Annotated in this window: 20 protein-coding genes; 13 read left to right on the top strand and 7 right to left on the bottom strand. The window is 63.4% G+C overall.

What is annotated here, in order from left to right; translation table 11 throughout:
• The first annotated feature begins 117 nt into the window (after window positions 1-117).
• A complete protein-coding gene (locus NKJ20_RS14525; protein WP_352449540.1) occupies window positions 118-441 on the top strand; it encodes a hypothetical protein in 324 nt (107 codons plus the stop codon).
• A 39-nt stretch (window positions 442-480) separates the two neighbouring features.
• Here the strand turns inward: NKJ20_RS14525 and NKJ20_RS14520 are convergent, their stop codons facing one another.
• From NKJ20_RS14520 to NKJ20_RS14510, 3 genes are all read right to left on the bottom strand, one after another.
• Window positions 481-696: a hypothetical protein gene (locus NKJ20_RS14520; protein ID WP_352449539.1), complete on the bottom strand. Its 216-nt coding sequence runs from the start codon at window positions 694-696 to the stop codon at window positions 481-483.
• Window positions 697-713: 17 nt separating this feature from the next.
• A complete protein-coding gene (locus NKJ20_RS14515) occupies window positions 714-1085 on the bottom strand; it encodes a SpoIIAA family protein (protein WP_023677052.1) in 372 nt (123 codons plus the stop codon).
• 90 nt (window positions 1086-1175) lie between these two features.
• Window positions 1176-2357 (bottom strand): DUF3182 family protein, encoded by a 1182-nt coding sequence (locus NKJ20_RS14510; protein WP_352744846.1) that lies wholly within the window; start codon window positions 2355-2357, stop codon window positions 1176-1178.
• Window positions 2358-2537: 180 nt separating this feature from the next.
• Between NKJ20_RS14510 and NKJ20_RS14505 the strand changes: the two genes are divergently transcribed.
• Entirely contained in the window at window positions 2538-3005 is a 468-nt protein-coding gene (locus NKJ20_RS14505; RefSeq protein WP_352744844.1) for a YbhB/YbcL family Raf kinase inhibitor-like protein, read from the top strand.
• A 178-nt stretch (window positions 3006-3183) separates the two neighbouring features.
• On the opposite strand, the gene cyoD is transcribed toward NKJ20_RS14505, so the two are convergent.
• Genes cyoD through cyoA form a run of 4 tightly spaced genes read right to left on the bottom strand, consistent with a single transcriptional unit; the run spans window position 3184 to window position 7188 of the window.
• Window positions 3184-3612: a cytochrome o ubiquinol oxidase subunit IV gene (cyoD, locus tag NKJ20_RS14500; RefSeq protein ID WP_352744842.1), complete on the bottom strand. Its 429-nt coding sequence runs from the start codon at window positions 3610-3612 to the stop codon at window positions 3184-3186.
• A complete protein-coding gene (gene cyoC, locus NKJ20_RS14495; protein WP_352744839.1) occupies window positions 3609-4259 on the bottom strand; it encodes a cytochrome o ubiquinol oxidase subunit III in 651 nt (216 codons plus the stop codon). The genes cyoD and cyoC overlap by 4 nt, the downstream gene beginning before the upstream one ends.
• Window positions 4256-6262, bottom strand: a complete 2007-nt coding sequence (cyoB, locus tag NKJ20_RS14490) for a cytochrome o ubiquinol oxidase subunit I (RefSeq protein ID WP_023677047.1) — start codon at window positions 6260-6262, stop codon at window positions 4256-4258. The genes cyoC and cyoB overlap by 4 nt, the downstream gene beginning before the upstream one ends.
• A 2-nt stretch (window positions 6263-6264) precedes the next feature.
• Complete coding sequence (gene cyoA / locus NKJ20_RS14485; protein WP_352455886.1) at window positions 6265-7188, bottom strand: ubiquinol oxidase subunit II; 924 nt, start codon at window positions 7186-7188, stop codon at window positions 6265-6267.
• A 613-nt stretch (window positions 7189-7801) separates the two neighbouring features.
• Between cyoA and NKJ20_RS14480 the strand changes: the two genes are divergently transcribed.
• From NKJ20_RS14480 to NKJ20_RS14430, 11 genes are all read left to right on the top strand, one after another.
• On the top strand, window positions 7802-8944 hold the full coding sequence (locus tag NKJ20_RS14480) for an extracellular solute-binding protein (protein WP_352744837.1): 1143 nt from the start codon (window positions 7802-7804) through the stop codon (window positions 8942-8944).
• Complete coding sequence (locus NKJ20_RS14475) at window positions 8944-9795, top strand: IclR family transcriptional regulator (RefSeq protein WP_352744835.1); 852 nt, start codon at window positions 8944-8946, stop codon at window positions 9793-9795. Before NKJ20_RS14480 ends, NKJ20_RS14475 begins: the two co-directional genes overlap by 1 nt.
• Window positions 9796-9818: 23 nt before the next feature.
• On the top strand, window positions 9819-10850 hold the full coding sequence (locus NKJ20_RS14470; protein ID WP_352744832.1) for a sugar ABC transporter substrate-binding protein: 1032 nt from the start codon (window positions 9819-9821) through the stop codon (window positions 10848-10850).
• Window positions 10851-10988: 138 nt separating this feature from the next.
• A complete protein-coding gene (locus NKJ20_RS14465) occupies window positions 10989-11972 on the top strand; it encodes an ABC transporter permease (RefSeq protein WP_352744829.1) in 984 nt (327 codons plus the stop codon).
• Window positions 11962-13494: a sugar ABC transporter ATP-binding protein gene (locus tag NKJ20_RS14460; protein ID WP_352449528.1), complete on the top strand. Its 1533-nt coding sequence runs from the start codon at window positions 11962-11964 to the stop codon at window positions 13492-13494. Before NKJ20_RS14465 ends, NKJ20_RS14460 begins: the two co-directional genes overlap by 11 nt.
• A 30-nt stretch (window positions 13495-13524) precedes the next feature.
• On the top strand, window positions 13525-14520 hold the full coding sequence (locus NKJ20_RS14455) for an ABC transporter permease (RefSeq protein WP_352501149.1): 996 nt from the start codon (window positions 13525-13527) through the stop codon (window positions 14518-14520).
• Between the two features lies 1 nt (window position 14521).
• Window positions 14522-15307 (top strand): SDR family NAD(P)-dependent oxidoreductase, encoded by a 786-nt coding sequence (locus NKJ20_RS14450; RefSeq protein WP_352744826.1) that lies wholly within the window; start codon window positions 14522-14524, stop codon window positions 15305-15307.
• 18 nt (window positions 15308-15325) lie between these two features.
• Window positions 15326-16531 (top strand): CaiB/BaiF CoA transferase family protein, encoded by a 1206-nt coding sequence (locus NKJ20_RS14445; RefSeq protein WP_352682967.1) that lies wholly within the window; start codon window positions 15326-15328, stop codon window positions 16529-16531.
• Window positions 16532-16533: 2 nt separating this feature from the next.
• A complete protein-coding gene (locus NKJ20_RS14440; protein WP_352682969.1) occupies window positions 16534-17319 on the top strand; it encodes an enoyl-CoA hydratase/isomerase family protein in 786 nt (261 codons plus the stop codon).
• Window positions 17316-19094 (top strand): CoA-transferase, encoded by a 1779-nt coding sequence (locus NKJ20_RS14435; RefSeq protein ID WP_352744823.1) that lies wholly within the window; start codon window positions 17316-17318, stop codon window positions 19092-19094. The genes NKJ20_RS14440 and NKJ20_RS14435 overlap by 4 nt, the downstream gene beginning before the upstream one ends.
• A gap of 11 nt (window positions 19095-19105) precedes the next feature.
• A complete protein-coding gene (locus NKJ20_RS14430) occupies window positions 19106-19939 on the top strand; it encodes an SMP-30/gluconolactonase/LRE family protein (protein ID WP_352744821.1) in 834 nt (277 codons plus the stop codon).
• Window positions 19940-19943 lie beyond the last annotated feature (4 nt).

The raw sequence follows: 19943 nt of genomic DNA, 5'->3' as shown, positions 1-19943 counted from the left end.
TCCGGGAAAAGTGTGAAACGGTTTTCCGTTCGGAATTGCGTCAAAACAAGAGAGATCGGTTCAGCGTTTCCCCCGATGAACCGTTCTAGGCTCGGACAGCTTCGAGGGAGAACAATCATGGCTCACGCCCAGCAGGAACTCGTCGAATTCGTTATCAGCAAAGCCTTCAATCCGGTCATGCGGGCCAAACCGGACGGAAAATCCGATGCCGAGCGCAAGACGCTCGAGCACGTCCAGCAAGCCACGAAGACCGAGATCGAGCGCTATCGCCATTACGGCTCGGCCGAGGAGGTCGCGACCAATTTCAAGCGCGACCTGAGCTCAGATGCCGCCAAAAAGTTGCACGCCCAACTGCGGCGCCTGCATCTGCCGACGATCGAGGATATTCGCGACGACTTTGAGGACAAAGCCCGCAAGCTCGGGGTCAAGGCCTCGTCGTAGATCCGCGACCGGTCCTCGGTGACGTCCGTCAGGCTGTCATCACAAACCGTCCTTGGTCGGAGGCCACCCTGACCGAACCGTCTCGGGGATGTTGTCCGACGTCAGATCGCCCCGATTGAGCTTTTCGATCGCTTCATCGGCTTCGCTTTCGTCGAGACCGGAAAGCGGCAACCCGCCGACCACGACGGCTTCGCCGCTCTCGCTGTCATAGACCTCCCAGAGGCCTTCTGAATCCTGTCGTTTGTCGAACGGCATGGCACTCCCCAACACCGCTATTGTACGCCTGCCACCCATTTCAGGGCCTGGGCTTTTTCGTCCTCCGGGAACACCCGCGCCTCGATTTGCGGAAACAGCGCGTCTGTCATTTCCGTAGCTGCCTTGATCCATTGCTTGTCGGAAATCACGGCGGCACGTTTGAAGCGGTGGAGCTCGCCAAGTTTGCTCAGCCCATACTGCAGGTCGCGCCGCAAGGCGCCAGCCGTCATGTCCTCGAAATCAGTAAGATCGGTCAGGACGCCGATGTCCTTATGGTCGCTCAGTTTCGCTTCGATTGCCGGGATGACTCTGTCGTAGTCGTCCGCCGTCACAGTGCCGGTGACACGAAAGGCGGCGACGTTCTGGGGAGCGGAAATCATCTCGATCATTTTTTCCTCCGGTTTCTGACTGGCTGGCTGCCTGAAACAAACTCGGGCCATTCGCGGATGTTCCCTGCCAAAGGCGTGTTTCACTTCGACCTAAAATGACGATCGGCCGGCTTCCCCGATCGGCCCTCGGATCGCCTGGGTGACGACGGTGTAACGCCTGATTTGGCCCTCCTCAGGGTCCTCTCCGTCGAAGTGGATTACTGCATTCAGCGGCAGCTGCGCGGTGTTGCCGAACTGCTTGACGGCGGAGACATGCACAATCTGCACGTCGGGGTCACGCGTCATGGCCTCCATTGCCGCAAGCTCGGCCGTGCTGCTGCCGCCGATCCGCCAACTGGCTTCCAGCACTCCCGATCGCCAGATGCCCGAGGAATCGACACCTTGGCCGATGTCGTAGTTGCGCCGTGAGGCGAAAAATCCGGGATAGCCATCCATCGCCGCGTCGTAGGTCCTCGCCTGCGCCACAGCCAAACTTAGCGCCGGAGAAAGCTGCAGCCTGTCGAGCGCCTCCCATCCGCCGCGCACGACGACCAGATCGGATCCGCCGTAAACGGGCTGTCCGGCATTGTCGGCCGTCATCCGCTGCACGCCGTAATAGGCGACCGATGTTCCGTCGATCGCCGTTCTGCCAATGCTCAGCGTGACGATGTCGCGAAGCTCCGTTTCGAGAACAAGGCCGTATTCCCTCAGGTCGGAGGATGGATATCGATCCAGCAGCCTTTCGATATCGGCGACGGTCGCGGCGGTGTGCTGGTCGCGGCCCCGCGAAGCGCGCGGTGGCTTGAACCGGACCAGCCCGAGCTGCAGCAGACGTTCCGCTGCGCGCAGCGCGTCATCGCGTGAAAATGCGGTATAGCCGGGCAGTACGGCCGCGCCGACGGCTCTGCCGAAGCCGGCTGGCCATTCTTTTGGCCGTGCCGCCGACCCGTCCACCAGCTCGTGGGTTATGGCCTTGGTGGTTGCGAGGCGCCAGGGCACCACACCGCCGAAGAGGTCGTCCGGCCCGTTTATGCCCAGTTGGAGCGCATCGACGGCAAGCAGGCTGTCGTCCGGCACGAAATACAGTCGGCCACTGTCACCGCCGCCGCCACGCAGGCCCTGGCGGAAGGCAAAGCCCTTCAACGCCGCAATCGTACGCGCAACGGCAGCGACGGTTTCCCGCTCGTGGGTATAGATTGTCTCGCCGCCCGGCACGGAGAATGCGACCACAACACCTTTTGCCCCGCTTGATTGCATACCGCTTAGCCCGGTCATGTCGCGCCCTTCGTCCATTGCCGAGCCTCTTGCCGCCATTCCGCGGCGATGCGTCCGAACCGAAAAACCCGCTTCCTCGGCGAATGTTCCGGCCAACGGCCGGCAATCCGGTTTGACCGTGGTTTGACCGGGGCGGCGACCGGAACATCGGCGGCTCGTAGCTGTTTATGAGGGAATCTCAGACAGGGAGATGGAGACATGGCTTTCACGCTCAAAAGCTCTGCCTTTGCCGATGGCGAAAAAATACCGCCGCGCTATTCCCGCGATGGCGGCAACGTCTCGCCGCCATTGGAGTGGACGGACGCGCCGCAAGGAACCAAAAGCTTCGTCCTGGCCGTAGAGGACCCCGACGCCCCTTCAGGCATGTTCCGTCATTGGGCGGTCTACGACATCGACGCACAGCGCAACTTTCTTCCCGAAGGCACGACCGCCGGCGCCAAGACCGAGAGCCTCGGACACGGCGTCAATGATTTCGGCAATCCTCATTATGACGGTCCCCAGCCGCCGCCTGGGCATGGGCTCCACCATTACCATTTCCGGCTTCTTGCGCTCGACGTCGAGACGCTGCGTCTCGGCGAGAAGGCTGCCGTCGAAGACGTGCTGAAACAGGCCGCGCCGCACGTCGTGGGAGAGGCCGAGCTCGTCGGCACATTCGAACGGGCTTGAGACCGGAGCTCGCTGTCGCATGAACTGCGGCGAATGGCCGGAATAATCGCTAAAGCGCGTCGCGTTCGATCGGCCTCATGCGACGCGCTTTAGATTCTTGTTTTTACGCATGTCGTTATCACAAAACCGCTGCACATCCTCGGGTCAAGCCCGAGGGCATGCTTTTGCGCGACATGCATCAGCGGTTCATGTTCATGATCGCGTTCATCGGCATCAAATTGTGGTCGAGATTGGCCATGATCCAGATCGAGCCGCCAATCACCAGAACTACGATCAGCACGCCGAAGGCAAGCGCTAGAGCGTTGTTGGTGTTGTCCGGCCCCGTCGTGATGTGCAGGAAGAAGACGAGATGCACGCCCATCTGGGCGATCGCCAGCACAATCAGCGCCACCGGAATGCCGGGTGCCCATATCAGGTTGGTTCCCAGCAACCAGAACGAGGCGATGGTCAGCAGCGTTGCCAGCCCGAGGCCGATCACATAGCCGCGTAGCCCGGATCCGACCTCGGTGTCGCCGAGGTATTCGTCACCCGGCGCCGTATCGATGTCGTAGCGCTCCAGCCCATCGGTGTCGCGCCGTTGCGCGTGGCGATCGTCCGCATTGCTCATCGACTTGCTCCCAGGAGATAGACCACCGTGAACAGGGCGACCCAGATGATGTCGAGGGCGTGCCAGAACAGGCTGAAGCACATGAAACGCCGAAGAATATTGTCGCGGAATCCCTTGGCGAAGATCTGCGCCATCATCGTGAGCAGCCACAGCAGCCCCGCCGTGACGTGAAGGCCATGGCATCCAACCAGCGTGAAGAACGCCGACAGGAAAGCGCTGCGCGTCGGTCCGGCACCGCTGGCAACCATATGCGCGAACTCGCGCAACTCGAGCAGGATGAAGCTGGCGCCGAGCACGAAGGTGACAGCCATCGCGACATAGAACCAGGAGCTTCGCCGCGCTGTCACGGCGAGGCTGGCGAGACCGCAGGTGAAGCTCGACAACAGCAAAGCGGCCGTCTCGATCGCGACGTTGCGCAGGTCGAACAGCTCGGCTCCGCTTGGTCCGCCCGCCGTCTTGCCCGCCAGCACGGCATAGGCCGCGAAGAAGGCCGAGAACATCACGATGTCGCTCAGAAGGAAGATCCAGAAGCCGTAGCCCACGACGATCCGGATCGGTGCCGGGCCGCCGTCGCCGTGGCCGGGTGCATGGCCGTGCCCGCCATGGAGGCGGTAAGGGTCACGCTCTCGAACGTCGATCGCGGTCATGGCCTTGGCCCTGTGTAGGTAACCAGCGCCTCGCGGCGGGCACTTCGGTTGGCGCGGTCGATCCGGGCGACTTCGGCGGCAGGAATCACGTATTCGGGGATGTCGCGCCACGCGAATACGACGAAGGTGGCCAAAGCACCGAGCGCGCCGAGCGCCACCATCCACCAGATGTGCCAGATGAGGGCAAAACCCATTACGGTCGCAAAGAAGGCGCAGATGAACCCGGTGGGACTGTTGCGCGGCATCTCGATCGGCTCGTAGTCAGGCTCGTCGCGCAGCCGGTTTTGCTCGCGTGCCCGCTGCTTGATGCTCCAGTAGGGCTCTTCGCCCTCGACATGCGGAAGCGCGGCGAAGTTGAAGACCGGCGGCGGCGAGGGCGTGGCCCATTCCAGCGAGCGGCCGTCCCAGGGATCTCCGGTGGCGTCGCGAAGCGCCGCGCGCTGCCGGATGCTGACGACGAGCTGTACGATCTGCGCGACCACGCCGGCGGTAGTGATTAACATGCCGACGCCGGCAGCCAGCACCCAGGGATACCATGCCGACACGTCGAAATGCTGCATTCGGCGGGTCATGCCGAGCAGGCCAACAGCGTAGAGCGGCACGAAAGTGACGTAGAAGCCGATCAGCGTCAGCCAGAAGGCCAGCTTGCCCCAGCCCTCGTGCAGCCGGAAACCGAATGCCTTGGGAAACCAGTAGGTATATCCCGCGAAGGCGCCGAACAGCACACCGCCGATAATGACGTTGTGGAAATGCGCCACCAGGAACAGGCTGTTGTGAAGCAGGAAATCGGCCGGCGGCACGGCCAGCAACACGCCCGTCATGCCGCCGATGACGAACGTCACCATAAAGCCCAGCGACCACAGCATTGGCGTCGCGAAGCGGATGCGGCCGCCGTACATGGTGAACATCCAGTTGTAGATCTTCACGCCGGTACCGACAGCAATGATGCTGGTGGCGATGCCGAACGCGGCGTTGACGTCGGCCCCGGCGCCCATGGTGAAGAAGTGGTGCAGCCACACCATGAAGGAGACGATGCAGATGAAGAGCGTCGCGGCCACCATCGAGCGGTAGCCGAACAGCGGCTTGCTGGAGAAGGTGGAGATGACCTCCGAGAAGATGCCGAACGCCGGCAGGACGAGGATATAGACCTCGGGATGGCCCCAGGCCCAGATCAGGTTCACGAACATCAGCATGTTGCCGCCGGCTTCATTGGTGAAGAAATGAAAGCCGAAATAGCGGTCGAGCGTCAGCATCGCGAGCGTGGCGGTGAGGATCGGGAAGGCGGCGACGATGAGCAGGCTGGCGGCGAGTGAGGTCCAGCAGAACATCGACATGCGCAGGTAACTCATGCCGGGCGCCCGCATCTTCAGGATCGTGGTGACGAAATTGATCCCGGTGAGCAGCGTTCCGACGCCCGATATCTGCACCGCCCACAGATAATAGTCGACGCCGACGCCCGGTGAGTAGGCGGTCTCGCTGAGCGGCGGATAGGGCAGCCATCCGGTACGGGCGAATTCGCCGATCACCAGCGAGATGTTGACCAGCAGCGCACCGGTGGCGGTGAGCCAGAAGCTCACCGAGTTGAGCGTTGGAAAGGCAACGTCGCGGACGCCGAGCTGCAGCGGCACGACCAGGTTCATCAGGCCGATGACGAACGGCATCGCCCCGAAAAAGATCATGATGGTGCCGTGGGCGGAAAAGACCTGGTTGAAGTGATCGGGCGGCAGATAGCCGGGCGCCTGGAAGGCGAGGGCTTGCTGGGACCGCATCATGACGGCGTCGCTGAAGCCGCGCAGCAGCATCAGCAGCGCCAGCAGCGTGTACATCACGCCGATCCGCTTGTGATCGACGCTGGTGATCCATTCGCGCCACAGATAGGGGAAATGGCCGGCCAGAAAGACCCAGGCCAGCACGCCGAGGATTGCCAGGGCGACGACCGCCGAGGCGATCATAGGCAGAGGCTGATCGAACGGAATGACGTCCCAGCTCAATTTTCCGAGCATTGTCAGCCTCCTGCCTTGGGCGATACGCTCGGCCCGGGGCGACCGGCCTGGGGGCCGGGCGCGGGCGGAACGCCCTGCGTCGCGATTTCATGAAAAAGGTCCGGCTCGACCGAGCGATAGGTCGAAGCCGGCACGTCCAGGCTCTGTCTGGCTAGTTCCTGGTAGCTGGCCTTGTCGAGTGCCTGTCCCTGGCTTCGCGCCGAATTGACGAACGCGTCGAAGGCATCCGCTGCGACTGCATGCAGCACGAATTGCATGCCTGGAAAACCGTCACCGCTGAAATGGGCCGACCGCCCATAAAATTCGCCCGGCTGATCCGCCTGCAGGTGAAGCTGCGTCGTCATGCCATTCATCGTATAGATCATGCCGCCAAGCTGAGGCACGAAGAACGCGTTCATGACGCTTGCCGAGGTAAGCGAGAAATGCACCGGCCTGCCCGCCGGCACCACGAGCTGGTTGATGCTCGCGACATTCTGCTCGGGGTAGATGAACAGCCATTTCCAGTCGAGCGAGACGACCTGCACCTCAAGCGGCTTTTGCTGCGAATCCAGCGGCTTCATTGGATCGAGGTCATGCGACCCGATCCAGATGATGCCGCTCAGAAACAGGATGACGAGGATGGGGATCGACCAGACCACCAGTTCGATGCGTCCGGAATAGGCCCATTCCGGCAGGTACCACGCTCTTGTGTTGGTTTCCCGGAACCACCAGGCAAAGCCGAGCGTCGCCACGATCGTCGGGATGACGATGGCCAGCATGATAGCAACCGAATTGAGCAGGATCGTCCGCTGCGCCGCCCCCACCGGCCCTTGCGGATCGAGCACGCCGCCCTGGCAGCCGGCAAGCAGCCCGACCAGCAAGATCGTCGCGCCGAGGCAGCCAAGACGGATGGCGGCACAGTTTCGAACGATCACCCTCAGCAGCATGAGATCTCGCCGTTTCCTGAAAACTGATTGGAACGTTGCAGGCAGCGTGGCTGCCAACCCCGAATGTGCGTGCCGGTGTGCTCCTGGCGACAGTTTCTTCACACACGCGGCTCCGGCTGGCAGAACCGCATGCCGTGGATGTTGTCGTTAAGCGGTCGACCTGTCGAGAACCCCTCCAAATCCTAACAAACCAGCGCCAAATCTTGAAAAACCAGAGCCAAATCTTAAGAAACCAGGAACAGGACCCAGATCGAAGTTATCGCCAGAAACGTGGCGAATGCCAAGGCGGTAAACCGGTTCATGGCCGCGCCCACGGTTGGTCCATTTAGTCCGCTCCCTGCGACGTGGCTGCTGATTCCAGTGATGCTGCTCCAGATGGCTGCGCCAACCGAACGAATGTTCGTCGCGAAAGTTCCCCAAAAGCCAGATCCATCGCAGCCTTTGGTTGCAGGCCGGCGGCAACGCGATGCGCACCAAGGATGGTTGGGCGGCTTTCTCGCCAAACGGAAGCGAGGACTGGCTTTGCGTATGTAAAAACTACTTGTCTAGGTGAAAATAGTTGCTACTAATCGGCTGGGCCGGCGCATGGCCGCCTCTGGGAGGAATTTCGGGCATGACAAGACTGCGCGGTCTCGCGTGGGATCACCGACGCTGCTGGGGTCCGCTCGACGCCAGCATCGGGCCGTATTGTGCCGCCAATCCCGGTCTTGAGATCGAATGGGACCGCCGCAGCCTCTACGAATTCGGCGAGGGCGCGCTTGGTCCGGTGCTCGGCGCCTATGATCTTGTCGTGTTCGACCATCCGTTCATCGGCGATATAGCCGAAGGCGGGCTGATGGTGCCGTTCGATTTGTCGGCCGAGCAGCGCCGCGGCTTCGAACGGGATTCGGTTGGCGCATCCTGGCAATCCTACGCAAGGGACGGGCTTCAATGGGCGTTGCCGATCGATGCTGCCTGTCAGGTTGCCTCGTATCGCCCCGATCTCCTGGAGCGCTACGGACCGCTGCCGCGCAGCCATGACGAGGTGCTGGAGCTCGGCCGGCGCGCCTTGAAGGACGGCAAATGGCTTGGGCTGCCGTTGGTGCCGACTGACGCCATGTGCCTGCTTTTGACGCTGGGTGAGCCCCGGGAAGACGGCGACGAGTTCATCGCCGGGGAAAAAATCGAGCGGGCCGTCGGGCAATTGCGCCAGCTTGCGGCGCTGTCGCATCCGAACTCGCCGAAATGGAACCCGATCCGTTGCTACGATCACATGATCGCGCATGACGACGTGGTCTACGTGCCGTTCGCCTTCGGCTATGTGAACTACGCCTCTAAGGCAGACAGGCCGCATCTGCGCTTCGCCGACGTGCCGACGCCGCGATCCGCCGGCGCCTTGCTCGGCGGCGCCGGCATCGGCGTCAGCGCCCAATCGCAACACAAGCAAGCCGCCATCGACTACGCGCTGTTTCTGTGCTCGCCCGGCTATCAGCGAGGCGACTATGTGAAATCCGGCGGACAGCCGGGGTCGCTGGCGGCGTGGCAGGATACCGTGGTCAACGCTCTCTCGGGCGGCTTCTTCGCCTCGACGCTGGCGACGATCCAAGCCTCCTATCTGCGCCCGACCCATCCGGGCTTCATCAGCTTCTTCCGGCAATGCGCCCCTCATGCCGCGGCGGCGATCGCCGGCGAATTGCAGGCGGCCGAGCTCGCGGACCGGCTGAACCGGCTCTATCGCGAGACCAGGGATGGCCAGCCGCAACGGAGCGTCGCGTAATGGCCGCCGATATTGCCCAGATCGTCGACGAAGGCGAAAGCGGCCGCAACGGCTATCGGGTGCCGGCGGTGGAGAAGGCGCTCGACATACTGGAATTCATGGCTGCCAGCGGCGAGCCGCTGACCCAAACCGAGATCGCCACCGGAATGGGGCGCTCCATTCACGAGATCTACCGCATCCTGCTGTTGCTGGAGAAGCGCGGCTACATTTTCCGGACGCAATCGGACCGCTTCCGCCTGTCGCTGAAGCTGTTCGAGCTGGCGCATATGCATCCGCCGGTAAACCGCCTGGTCGAATGTGCGCTGCCGGTGATGCGCGGCCTCGCCGCCAATGCCGACCAGAGCTGCCATCTGGTCGTGCGCGAAGGCGAGAGCGCACTGGTCGTGCTGCAGATCGATTCGCCTTTGCCGATGCGTTATTCGGTTGCCCTTGGCTCGCATTTCCCGATCCTCGAAACGAGCTCCGGCGCGGTGCTGCTGGCGCATTCGAGCCGCGCCGAGCTTGACCGCATCGTCGAACGGATCGTCGCCGCAGGCGAAGGCCAAGGCAGCCGGGCGGAAATCGAAGCGCGGCTGAACGAGGTCGCAAGGCTCGGCTATGAAATGCGCGCCTCGCTGGCTGTCGAGGGCTGCACCAACATCTCGATGCCGGTGCGCGACCATACCGGCGCCGTCATTGCCGCGCTCACCGTCCCCTTCCTGCCGCAAAAGGCCGCCCGCTTCGATCGCAGCACCGTCTTCGAGCGGACGAAGGCGGCGGCCGAGACGATATCGGCGGCGCTGGGCGCGGGCGAAGCTGCCGCCTCTTCACGTGCCGACCCGGAACGGCGGGACTATCCGTTCAGCAACTGACAAGAAATACAGGGAGAAGAAACATGAACTGGTCCAAATCGATGCTGTTTGCCTCGGCGGCGGTGCTTGCTCTGAGCGCCGCCGCGGCACACGCCGAAAACGTGCCGAAGCGCATCGGCTACGTCACCAACTACGCCACGCATGAGTGGTATCAGAACGTCATCAAGGGCATGCAGTCCCGCGCCAAGGAACTCGGTATCGAGCTCGAGGTGCAGGACGCCAATCTGGACGTTGCCAAGGAGGTCTCCGCCGCCGAAGATTTCATGGCCAAGGGCGTCGACGTCCTGATCATCACGCCCGTCAACGAGGAAGGCGTCGTGCCGCTGCTGCGCCAGGCGAAATCCAACAATGTTCCGGTCGTGCTCGAAGGCAATCCGGTCAAGGGCATGACCACCATGGTCGCGATCTGCGACTACGACACCGGCTACACCGCCGGCGTCGAAGCCGGCAAATACGCCAAGGAAAAGCTCGAAGGCAAAGCCAAGGTGATGAATGTCGGTCTGCCGCTGCTGTCCGCCACGGTGCTGCGGTCGCAGGGTTTCATGGATGGCCTCAAGACCATCGTCCCCGACGCGGTCATGGTCCACGACCTCGACGGCGGTGGCAATCCGGACCGCGCGCTCGAAGTCTCTTCGGCGGCACTTGCCAAGAACGCCGACATCAACATCATCTACGGCATCAACGATTCCTCGTCGCTCGGCGGCCTTCAGGCCTGGAAAGCGGCCGGCAAGTCGCAGGACGGCCTGTTGACTGTCGGCACCGGCGGCGAAGGCCTCGCCTTCATCAATGCAATGCAGAACGAGCCGTCCTATCGCATCGAAGCCGCGATGTTCCCGGAAAAGGAAGGCTACACCGCCATCGATGCAGCGGTTAAGCTCTTCAACGGCGAAGAGGTGCCGGAGCACATCGTCAGCCCGACCGCGCCGATGAACGGCGACGACTGGAACAAGTTCTACGACTACGATGGCACCACACGCAAAATCAAATGGGATGCCGTCAATGCGCTTCAGCCACCGGAAAAATGCATGAAAACTTCCGCCGATCTGAAGAAGTAAGGATTCCGGCTAGCCCTTCCCGCGCGGCGGGAAGGGCATCGGATCGGATGCCGACGACAAAACAGGTCAACCGCCCTGTTTTGGCCGGCAGTTTCCAGACGGCGACGGCACCCGATGCGGCCCGGAAATGAAATGGACATGAGCGAGCTTACGCAATCCTCCGCGCCAAGGCGTTTCATCGGCGGCCAGCTGCTGGGCAGCAGCCAGCTGGTGCTCGGCGTGATCCTGGCCGTGCTCTGCATCGCCATTTCGATTGCCGCGCCGCAATTCTATTCCGAGGCCAACATCATCGCCATCCTGCGCCAATGCGCGCTGGTGCTGATCGTCGCCTCCGGCATGACGATGCTGATCATCACCGCGGAAGTCGACCTGTCGGTCGGTGCATCGCTGGCTTTTGTCGGCTGCATCGGCATGGCCGTGCTCAATTCAACGCACAGCCTGACGCTCGGGCTGCTGGCGGCGCTCGCCTTTGCCGGTGCCGTCGGCCTGTTCAACGGGCTGGTCGTCACCAGGCTCAAGGTGAACTCGCTGATCGCCACCATCGGCACCATGATGATGCTGCAGGGCGGCGTCTACCTGTTCACCCGCGAGGCGGTGCAGAACCATCACCGGCTTGCCGGCTTCACCGATCTCGGCGCTGGTTATATCGGCGCGGTCCCGCTGCCCGTAGTCATTGCCGCGGTGATTTTCGCGCTGGCTGCGGCGACGCTGCGCTTCACCACGCTCGGTCGCTATCTGTACGCGGTCGGCGCCAATGAGCGAGCGGTCCGCCTCTCCGGCGTGCGCTCGCAACGGCTGAAGCTGTTCGCCTTCGTCGTCACCGGCCTGTGCGTCGGCATTGCCGGCATGATCCTGTCGTCGCTGATGAATGCCGGCCAGCCGACCGCCGGCCGCGGCTTCGAGCTGACGGTGATTGCCGCCGTCATCCTCGGCGGCACCAGCCTGCTTGGCGGCCGCGGTTCGCTGCTCGGCACGTTGCTTGGAGTGCTCGTGCTGAAGGTCATCGACAACGGCATCATCATCCTCGGCTGGAACCAGGATCTGCAGATGGTGGTGCCTGGAATCGTCATCATCCTGGCGACCTATCTCGACATCGTGCGGAACAGAGCCAATGTCGGTTGATTTCCTTCACCCCGGCGAAACCGTGGCTGTCGACAAAAGCGTGCCGGCGCTGGAGATGCGCGGTATCGGCAAGCGTTTTCCCGGCGTGGTGGCGCTGGACAATGTCGATCTGACCTTGGAACCCGGCAAAATCCATGCCCTGATGGGCGAGAACGGCGCCGGCAAGTCGACGCTGATCAAGATCATGGCCGGGGTCTACGGCAAGGATGCCGGCACCATCCGCCTGCGCGGCCGCGAGGCCGACATCAAGTCGCCGCGCGATAGCCTGAAAGAGGGCATCAAGGTGGTGTTCCAGGAGATCGCGCTGATCGCCGAATTCAGCGTCGCCGAAAACATCTTCCTCGAAGGCTATCCGACCGGCAAAGGCGGCTCGATCGACTGGAAGAAGATCCGTGCCGATGCGGCCGCTCTGTTCAAGCGTATCGGCTTCAATGTCGACCCGGCGGCGCGCACGGGATCGCTGCCGGTCAGCCAGCAGCAGATGGTCGAGATCGCCCGCGCACTCGCCCATGAGGCCCGCGTCGTGGTGATGGACGAGCCGACCTCCTCGCTGACGCCGAACGAGGTCTCGCTGCTGTTCACCGTCATCCGCCGGCTGGCCGCGCTCGGCATCGCGGTGCTCTATGTCAGCCACAAGCTCGACGAGGTCTTCGAGATCGCCGACACCGTGACCGTGCTGCGCGATGGCCGCCACGTCTCGACCAGGCCGATCGGCGAGCACACCAACGACACGCTGATCCAGGACATGATCGGCCGGCGCATCGAAAACCTGTTCCCTCGCAAGCGCGGCGCGCCGGGCAGCAAGGTCGCGCTTTCCGTTGAGGGGCTCAGCACCGCCAAGAAGCTGAAGGATGTGTCGTTCGAGGCGCATGCCGGCGAGGTCCTCGGCTTCTTCGGCCTGATGGGGGCCGGCCGGACCGAGCTCGCCAAGGCCATCGTCGGCTACGACCCGATCACTTCCGGCGCCATTTCGGTCGATGGCTGCCGGCTGCTGCCGCACGAAACGCACACCGGCGTCCGGCTCGGCATCGGCCTGCTCACCGAGGACCGCAAGAGCGAGGGGCTGATGGGCGAGTTGCCGGTCTACCAGAATGCCAGCCTCGCCTCACTCGGCGCCTTCGCCAGAATGGGCTTCGTCGACAAGGTCAGCGAACGCAAGGCGGTGCAGGACTATGTCGACCGTTTCCGCATCCGGACGCCCAGCCTGTTCCAGCAGGTCAAGAATCTGTCCGGCGGCAATCAGCAGAAAGTGCTGATCTCGCGCTGGCTGATGCGCGGTCTGAAGGTGATCGTCGTCGACGAGCCGACCCGCGGCATCGACGTCGGCGCCAAGTCGGAGATTTTTGCGCTCATCGACCGGCTCGCCGGCGAGGGCCTGGCGGTCGTCATGATGACGTCCGAAATGCCCGAGCTGCTGGGGCTTGCCGACCGCATCGCGGTGATGTGCGAAGGCCGCCTCACCGCGATCATGCCTCGCGACGAGGCCACGCAGGAGAACATCCTCAATGCGGCAATCGGCTAAGACGATGACGCTTCGCAAAGGGACCAAGCGATGAGCCTGGCAAGCACCGACACCATGAAAGCTGGGCCGTCCATGCTGGCGCGGCTCGTCGCGCGCCAGGAATTGGCATTGCTCCTCTGCCTCATCCTGGTGATCGCGTTCTTTTCCTTCACCGCCGAGAATTTCTTCTCCGTGCGCAACATCACCAATGTGCTCGGTCAGGCTTCGCTGGCGCTGACAGCCGGCATCGGCTGCGCCATCGTCTTCATATCAGGCGAGGTCGACATCTCGATCGGCTCGCTGCTGGCGACCATCGCCCTGCCGCTGATCATCATCATGAATGACACGAATTCTCTGCTGCTCGGCATCAGTGGCGCGCTGCTGTTCGGGCTGATCATCGGCGTCGTGAATGGCTATCTGACGGCCTATGCCGGCATCAACTCGCTGATCGTGACCCTGGGCACGATGTTCATCATGCGCGGCGGCGTTTATCTCTATACCGGCCAGCGCGCTATTCCAGACGATGCCGCGCTCGACAGCTTCATCGCGCTGTCGGACGGCCGCCTGTTCAACGTCGTTCCCTATTCGGCTGTCATCGCCATCGTCCTGCTCGCCGTCTTCGCCTACGTGATGCAGCACCGGCCGTTCGGGCGGCAGATCTATGCCGTCGGCGGCAATCCGGAAGTGGCACGGCTGGCGGGTTACGACGTGCGCCGCGTCAAGTTCACCTGCTTCATCATCAGCGCGCTGCTGGCAACGGTTGCCGGCATCATCCTGGCAGCCCGCGTCGGTTCGGCGCAGCATACCGCCGGGCTGAATTTCGAGTTCCAGGTCGTTGCCGCCACCGTGCTCGGCGGGGTGAGCCTTGCCGGCGGCATAGGCAGCCTGACCGGCATGGCGCTCGGCGTGCTGATCCTGCAGTTCCTGTCCAACGGGCTGCGCGGTCTCGGCCTGCCGACCGAGTGGCAACTGGTCATCACCGGCATGATCATCATTGCCGCCGTCGCCTTCGACGAAGCAAAGCGCCGGCGCGCCATTGGAGGCTGATATGGATCGTCTCAAAGGGAAAACCGCAATCGTCACCGGCGCCGCCGACGGCATCGGCCACGCGATCAGCGAGGCGATGGCAAGGGAAGGCGCGCACGTCTTCCTCGGCGACATCGCCGACGAGAAGGGTGAAAAATTTGCGGCGGAACTGCGCGCCGCCGGCCACCGCGCCGACTACATCCATTGCGACGTCGCGGACGAGGCCGATATCGCCGCTCTTATCGCCGCAGCCGTCGGCAAGACCGGCCATCTCGACATTCTCGTCAACAATGCCGCCATCGCCATCGGCGGCATGCCGGTTCACGAAATGAGCGACGAGCAGTGGCACCGGCTGATCGCGGTCAACCTGACCAGCGTGTTCCGCGGCTGCAAATATGCGCTGCCGCACATGATCGCGCAGAAATCCGGCTCGATCATCAACATGGCCTCGGCGCAAGGGCACATCGGGCTCGACGGCTGGACCGCCTATGCCGGCGCCAAGGGCGCGGTGATGGCAATGACGCGCCAGATGGCGGTCGAGTTCGGCCCGCTCAACATCCGCGTCAACTCGATCTCGCCCGGCACCATCAACACGCCGATGAACGACAAATTGGTCAAGGAGATCGGCGGCAATCTCGCCAAGGCCTGGGTCAAGATGCATCCGCTCGGCCGCATCGGCAAACCGTCCGAGGTGGCCGAAGCCGCCGTCTATCTGGCCTCCGACGCCGCCGGCTTCACCACCGGTACCGACCTGCGCGTCGACGGCGGCCTCACCGCAGCACCCCGCTACGTACCCGACCTGCTTTGACAACCAACGAGACATGAAATGAACAAAGCCCTCGAAGGCGTCCGCATTCTCGATTTCAGCCATCTGCTGCAAGGGCCGTTCGCCACGCAGCTGCTCGGCGACATGGGCGCCGACGTCATCAAGATCGAGCGTGCCGGCGCCGGCGACATGTTCCGCGGCATGACCTTCTTCGCCAAATGGGTCGGCGGCTCCGAAAGCCCGAATTTCCTCGCCTGGAACCGCAACAAGCGCTCCATCGCGCTCAACCTGAAAAGTCGCAAGGTGCATGCCATCATCATGGACATGGCCAAGAAGGCGGACGTGGTGGTGCAGAATTTCCGCCCCGGCGTGCTCGCCAGGCTCGGCTATGGCTACGAGGATTTCAGGGCGGTCAATCCCGCCATTATCTATTGCTCGGGCTCCGGCTTTGGCGAAGAAGGCCCCTATGTCGAGCGCCCCGGCCAGGACATGCTGATCCAGGGATTGTCCGGGCTGATCTCCAACACCGGCCGCGGCGATCAGGCTCCTGTTCCGGCCGGTGCCGGCCTGGCCGACCAGATCGGCGCCATGAACATGGTCTACGGCATCCTGTCGGCGCTCTACTATCGCGAGAAGACCGGCAAGGGCCAGAAGATCGAGGTCAATCTGCTCGCCGGCATGCTGGCGCATCTCAATCAGGAATATGTCGCCGTGCTCAATCTCGGCGAGGATTTCGTGCGCCCGAATTCCGGCATCGGCCACCCCGGCATGCAGGCGCCGTTCGGTGTCTATGAAGCGAAGGACGGCGGCTATGTGTCGATCGCCATGAGCCCGTTCAAGACGCTGTATGAACTGCTGGACGCGCCGCAGCTTGCTGTCTACGACGATCTGAAGACGCTGTTCGACAGGCGCGACGAGGTGTTCGACAAGGTCAACGCCGAAACCAGGAAGTTTGCCACGCAGGACCTGCTGGCGCGGCTGCTGGCAGCCGACATCTGGTGTGCCGAGGTGAAGGACATAAGGCGCGCAGCCGAGGACCCGCAGGTCAAGCACATGGGCATGATCACCAGCTACGACCATCCGCGAGGCGGTAAGGTCAGGGTGGTCGCGCCGGCGGTCAAGATGAGCGAGACGCCGGCAACCATCGAGCGGCCGGCGCCGCTGGTCGGCCAGCATGGCCGCGAGATACTGGCCGAGTTCGGCCTCCACAGCGACGAGATCGCCGCGCTGGAGGCGTCCGGCGACATGACCGTGGATGCTGCCTGACGATGAGCGTTTACCAGACACTCACCTTGGAAATATCCGGGCGCGTCGCAGTCGTCACCTTCCGGCGCGCCGATCAGCTCAACGCCATGAACCGGCTGATGCAAAGCGAGATCACCGAGCTTTTCGAGGCGCTGTCGCAGGATGACAGCGTCGGCGCGATCGTGGTGACCGGCGAGGGGCGCGGCTTCATGGCCGGCGCCGACATCAAGGAATACGCTGCCCAGACAGCTATCGAGTTCGACGCCTTCCAGGCCGCCGGCACGCGCATGTATGCGGCGGTCGAGAACAACCGCAAGCCGGTCATCGCCGCGGTCAACGGCTTTGCGCTCGGCGGCGGCATGGAGCTGGTGCTGTGCTGCGACATCGTCATCGCCAACCAGTTCGCGAAGCTCGGCCTGCCCGAGATCAAGCTCGGGCTGGTCCCCGGCGGCGGCGGCACCCAGCGCAGCGTCCAGAAGCTCGGCCGCAACCGCGCCAATTTTCTGCTGATGACCGGCGCCATCGTGCCGGCTTCCGAGTTCGTCGGCGCCGGGCTGGTCAACGAGATCGTCGATGCCGAAAGGCTGATGCCGCGGGCGCTGGAACTCGCCGGCATGATCGCCGCCGAACCGGCCGCCGCAATCGAGGCGCTGAAGGCGCTGACCGCGCATGCCGTGTCGGGCGATCTGGCCGACGGCCTTGCCATGGAGCGCGATGTCCTGGGTGGCCTGTACCGCAGCGAGACCGGCCAGCGGCGCGTCAAGGAATTTGCTGAAAAGAGCGCGATGCGGCCGAAGGCTGCGAAATGACGTCCCTGGTCAAGCAAAACCGGCCGCGCTTCACCGATGTCGAGGGCCTGGCCGCGATGGTCGGCGGCGGCGACGTCTTCGGTGTCGGTGGCCATCATTTTGCCCGGCTGCCGATCGCCTTGTTGCGGGCCATCGCCCGCATGGGCGTCAAGGATCTTCGCTATGTCTGCTGGGCCGGCGGCCTGCCGCTCGAACTGCTTCTCGAAGCGAATGCCGTGGCGGAGGTCGATATCTGCTTTTCCAGCCTCGATATTTTTGGCTTGCCGCCGCGCTTCCGCGCGGCTGCCGAGACCAATGCCGTGCCGGTCCGCGACTGGACGGCGCTGGCCATGATCCAGGCGCTGCGGGCGGGGCAGCAGAACCTGCCGTTGATGCCGTTTCAGCTTCCGGAGGGTTCGGACATGCTGGCGCGCGTGCCGGGTGCGATCGCCGCGCCCGATCCGATCGCGGGAATCACGACCGGGATCATCCCGGCCTTGCGGCTCGATACGTTCGTCGTCCATGCCCAGCGTGCCGACGAGAGCGGCAATGTCCAGATCATCGGACCACGGGCGCTGGATTTCGCCATGGCCGGCGCGGCGCGCGAGGTGCTGGTGACGGTCGAGGAGATCGTCCCGGTCGGAGCGCTGCGGCATGATGGTCGGCAGAGCATTTTGACCCGCAACCAGGTGTCGGCGATCGCGCTGGCACCAGGCGGCGCCTATCCCGCCTCCTGCCTGCCATTCTATGTGACGGATTATCAAGCGTTGGCGGGGGCGTTCGCGGCCAAGGAAATACCTTTGTCGGACAGCCTGAGCATGCCTTCGGAAGGCGTGCCGGAGCGGGTTCAAGACGCTGCAAAAGTCCGCGCTGAAACAGTCCTCGCAATGCCCAGGCTCGTGCACGGCAACAAGGAGGCGTCCATCGACGAGATCATCGCCGCCCGCATCGCCGCTGAGCTCGACAATGAGAGCTTTGCCAGTGCCGGCGCGGTGTCGCCGCTCGCCAATGTCGCCTACCGGCTGGCCAAAGCGACGCACGCGCCGGACATGATCATCGCCACCATGAGTTGCGGCCATCTCGACATAGCACCGAGCCCGATGATCCTGTCGCTGATCGAAAGCCTCGATTGCGAGACGGCGGTGGCGCATGCCGGCGGCGACGACACCTATTCGACCTACTACCAGGCCGGCGCGGTGACGCATGAGATCGTCGGTGCCGCGCAGGTCGACCGCCGTGGGCGCGTCAACACCATTGCGCTGCGCAAGCCTGACGGCAGCCTTATCCGGCTGCCCGGGCAAGGCGGCATGGCCGACGTCGCCAACATGCATCGCGATTATCTGCTCTACGTCCCCCGCCATTCCGTGCAGTCGCTGGTCGAGACGGTCGAGATTGCCAGCTCGGCGCGCGGCCTGTTGACTGAGGCCGAACGCGAGCCGATGGGCTATCGGACCGGCGCGGCATTGGTGTTCACCGACCTTTGCGTGTTTCGGCTCGACGGGGAGAGCCGGCAATTGGCCGTCATCGAAACCATGCCGGGCGTGACGCGCCAGCAGCTCCAGGATGCCACCGGCTTTGCCCTGACATTCGATGCCGATTGCCGCGAACTTGCGTTACCCTCGAACGAGACGCTCGACATCCTGCGAAACCGCATCGACCCGCTCGGCCTGCGCCGCCTCGAATTCGTCAGCGCCAGGGAGCGCAGCGCCCTGATCGCCGAGATCCTCGCCACCGACCGGCTGATGGTCGAGCTCTGTATTGCCGCACGGCGGTCGCATACTACTGCACCGGATTGAAGGGGGTGCGCATGGCAAAGCCGTTGCTCGAAATGTCGGCCGCGAGGGTCTTCTTCAATGGCATCTTCACCAGCCCGCGCGTCGCGCATCCGGAAGGCGTGGCCATCCATCGCGACGGCTCGATCTGGTGCGGCACCGAAACCGGCGACCTGCTGCGCTTGGCCGCCGATGGCGGCTCGGTCGAACGCATGGGCGGCACGGACGGCTTTCTGCTCGGCATCGCCTTCGATAGCGCGGGAAACTGTTTTGCATGCGATTTGAGACATGCGGCGATCTTTCGCTGGGATGCCGCGACGGCTGGTATGCAGCGCTTCGCCTCGGCCGGCATCCGCGTGCCGAACTATCCGATCGTCGACGAGACACGCGGCTGGCTCTACGTTTCCGACAGCGTAGGCGAAGACAACCGCTCCGGCATTTTTCGCTACGATTTGAAGACCGGCGAAGGCGGCCTGTGGTGCAGCGAGACCATGGCCTTCGCCAACGGCATGGCGATGGCGCCGGATGGGAACGGACTTTACGTCGTGGAAAGCCATGCAGCCTGCGTCAGCTATGTGCCGATCCGTGCCGACGGCACGGCAGGACCTCGCCAGCTCGTCGTGGACGGCGTGAACAACGTTCCCGATGGCGTCGCCTTGGCGCCGGACGGGTCGCTGTTCATCTCATGCTACGAGCCGAGCCGCATCTATCGTTGGCGAAAAGATAGCGGGCTCGAGGTGCTGATCGAGGATCCGGCGGCAACGACGCTCGCCCATCCCACCAACATCGCCTTCAAGGGCGACAAGCTCTACACCGCAAATCTTGGCCGCTGGCACATCACCGAAATCGACTTGACGGCGATTTCCTAGATCG

Source organism: Mesorhizobium sp. M0185 (assembly GCF_040322175.1).
Taxonomy (GTDB): Bacteria; Pseudomonadota; Alphaproteobacteria; order Rhizobiales; family Rhizobiaceae; genus Mesorhizobium.
Note: the sequence above shows the minus strand (reverse complement) of the source record. Positions and strands in the feature narration are given on the sequence as shown.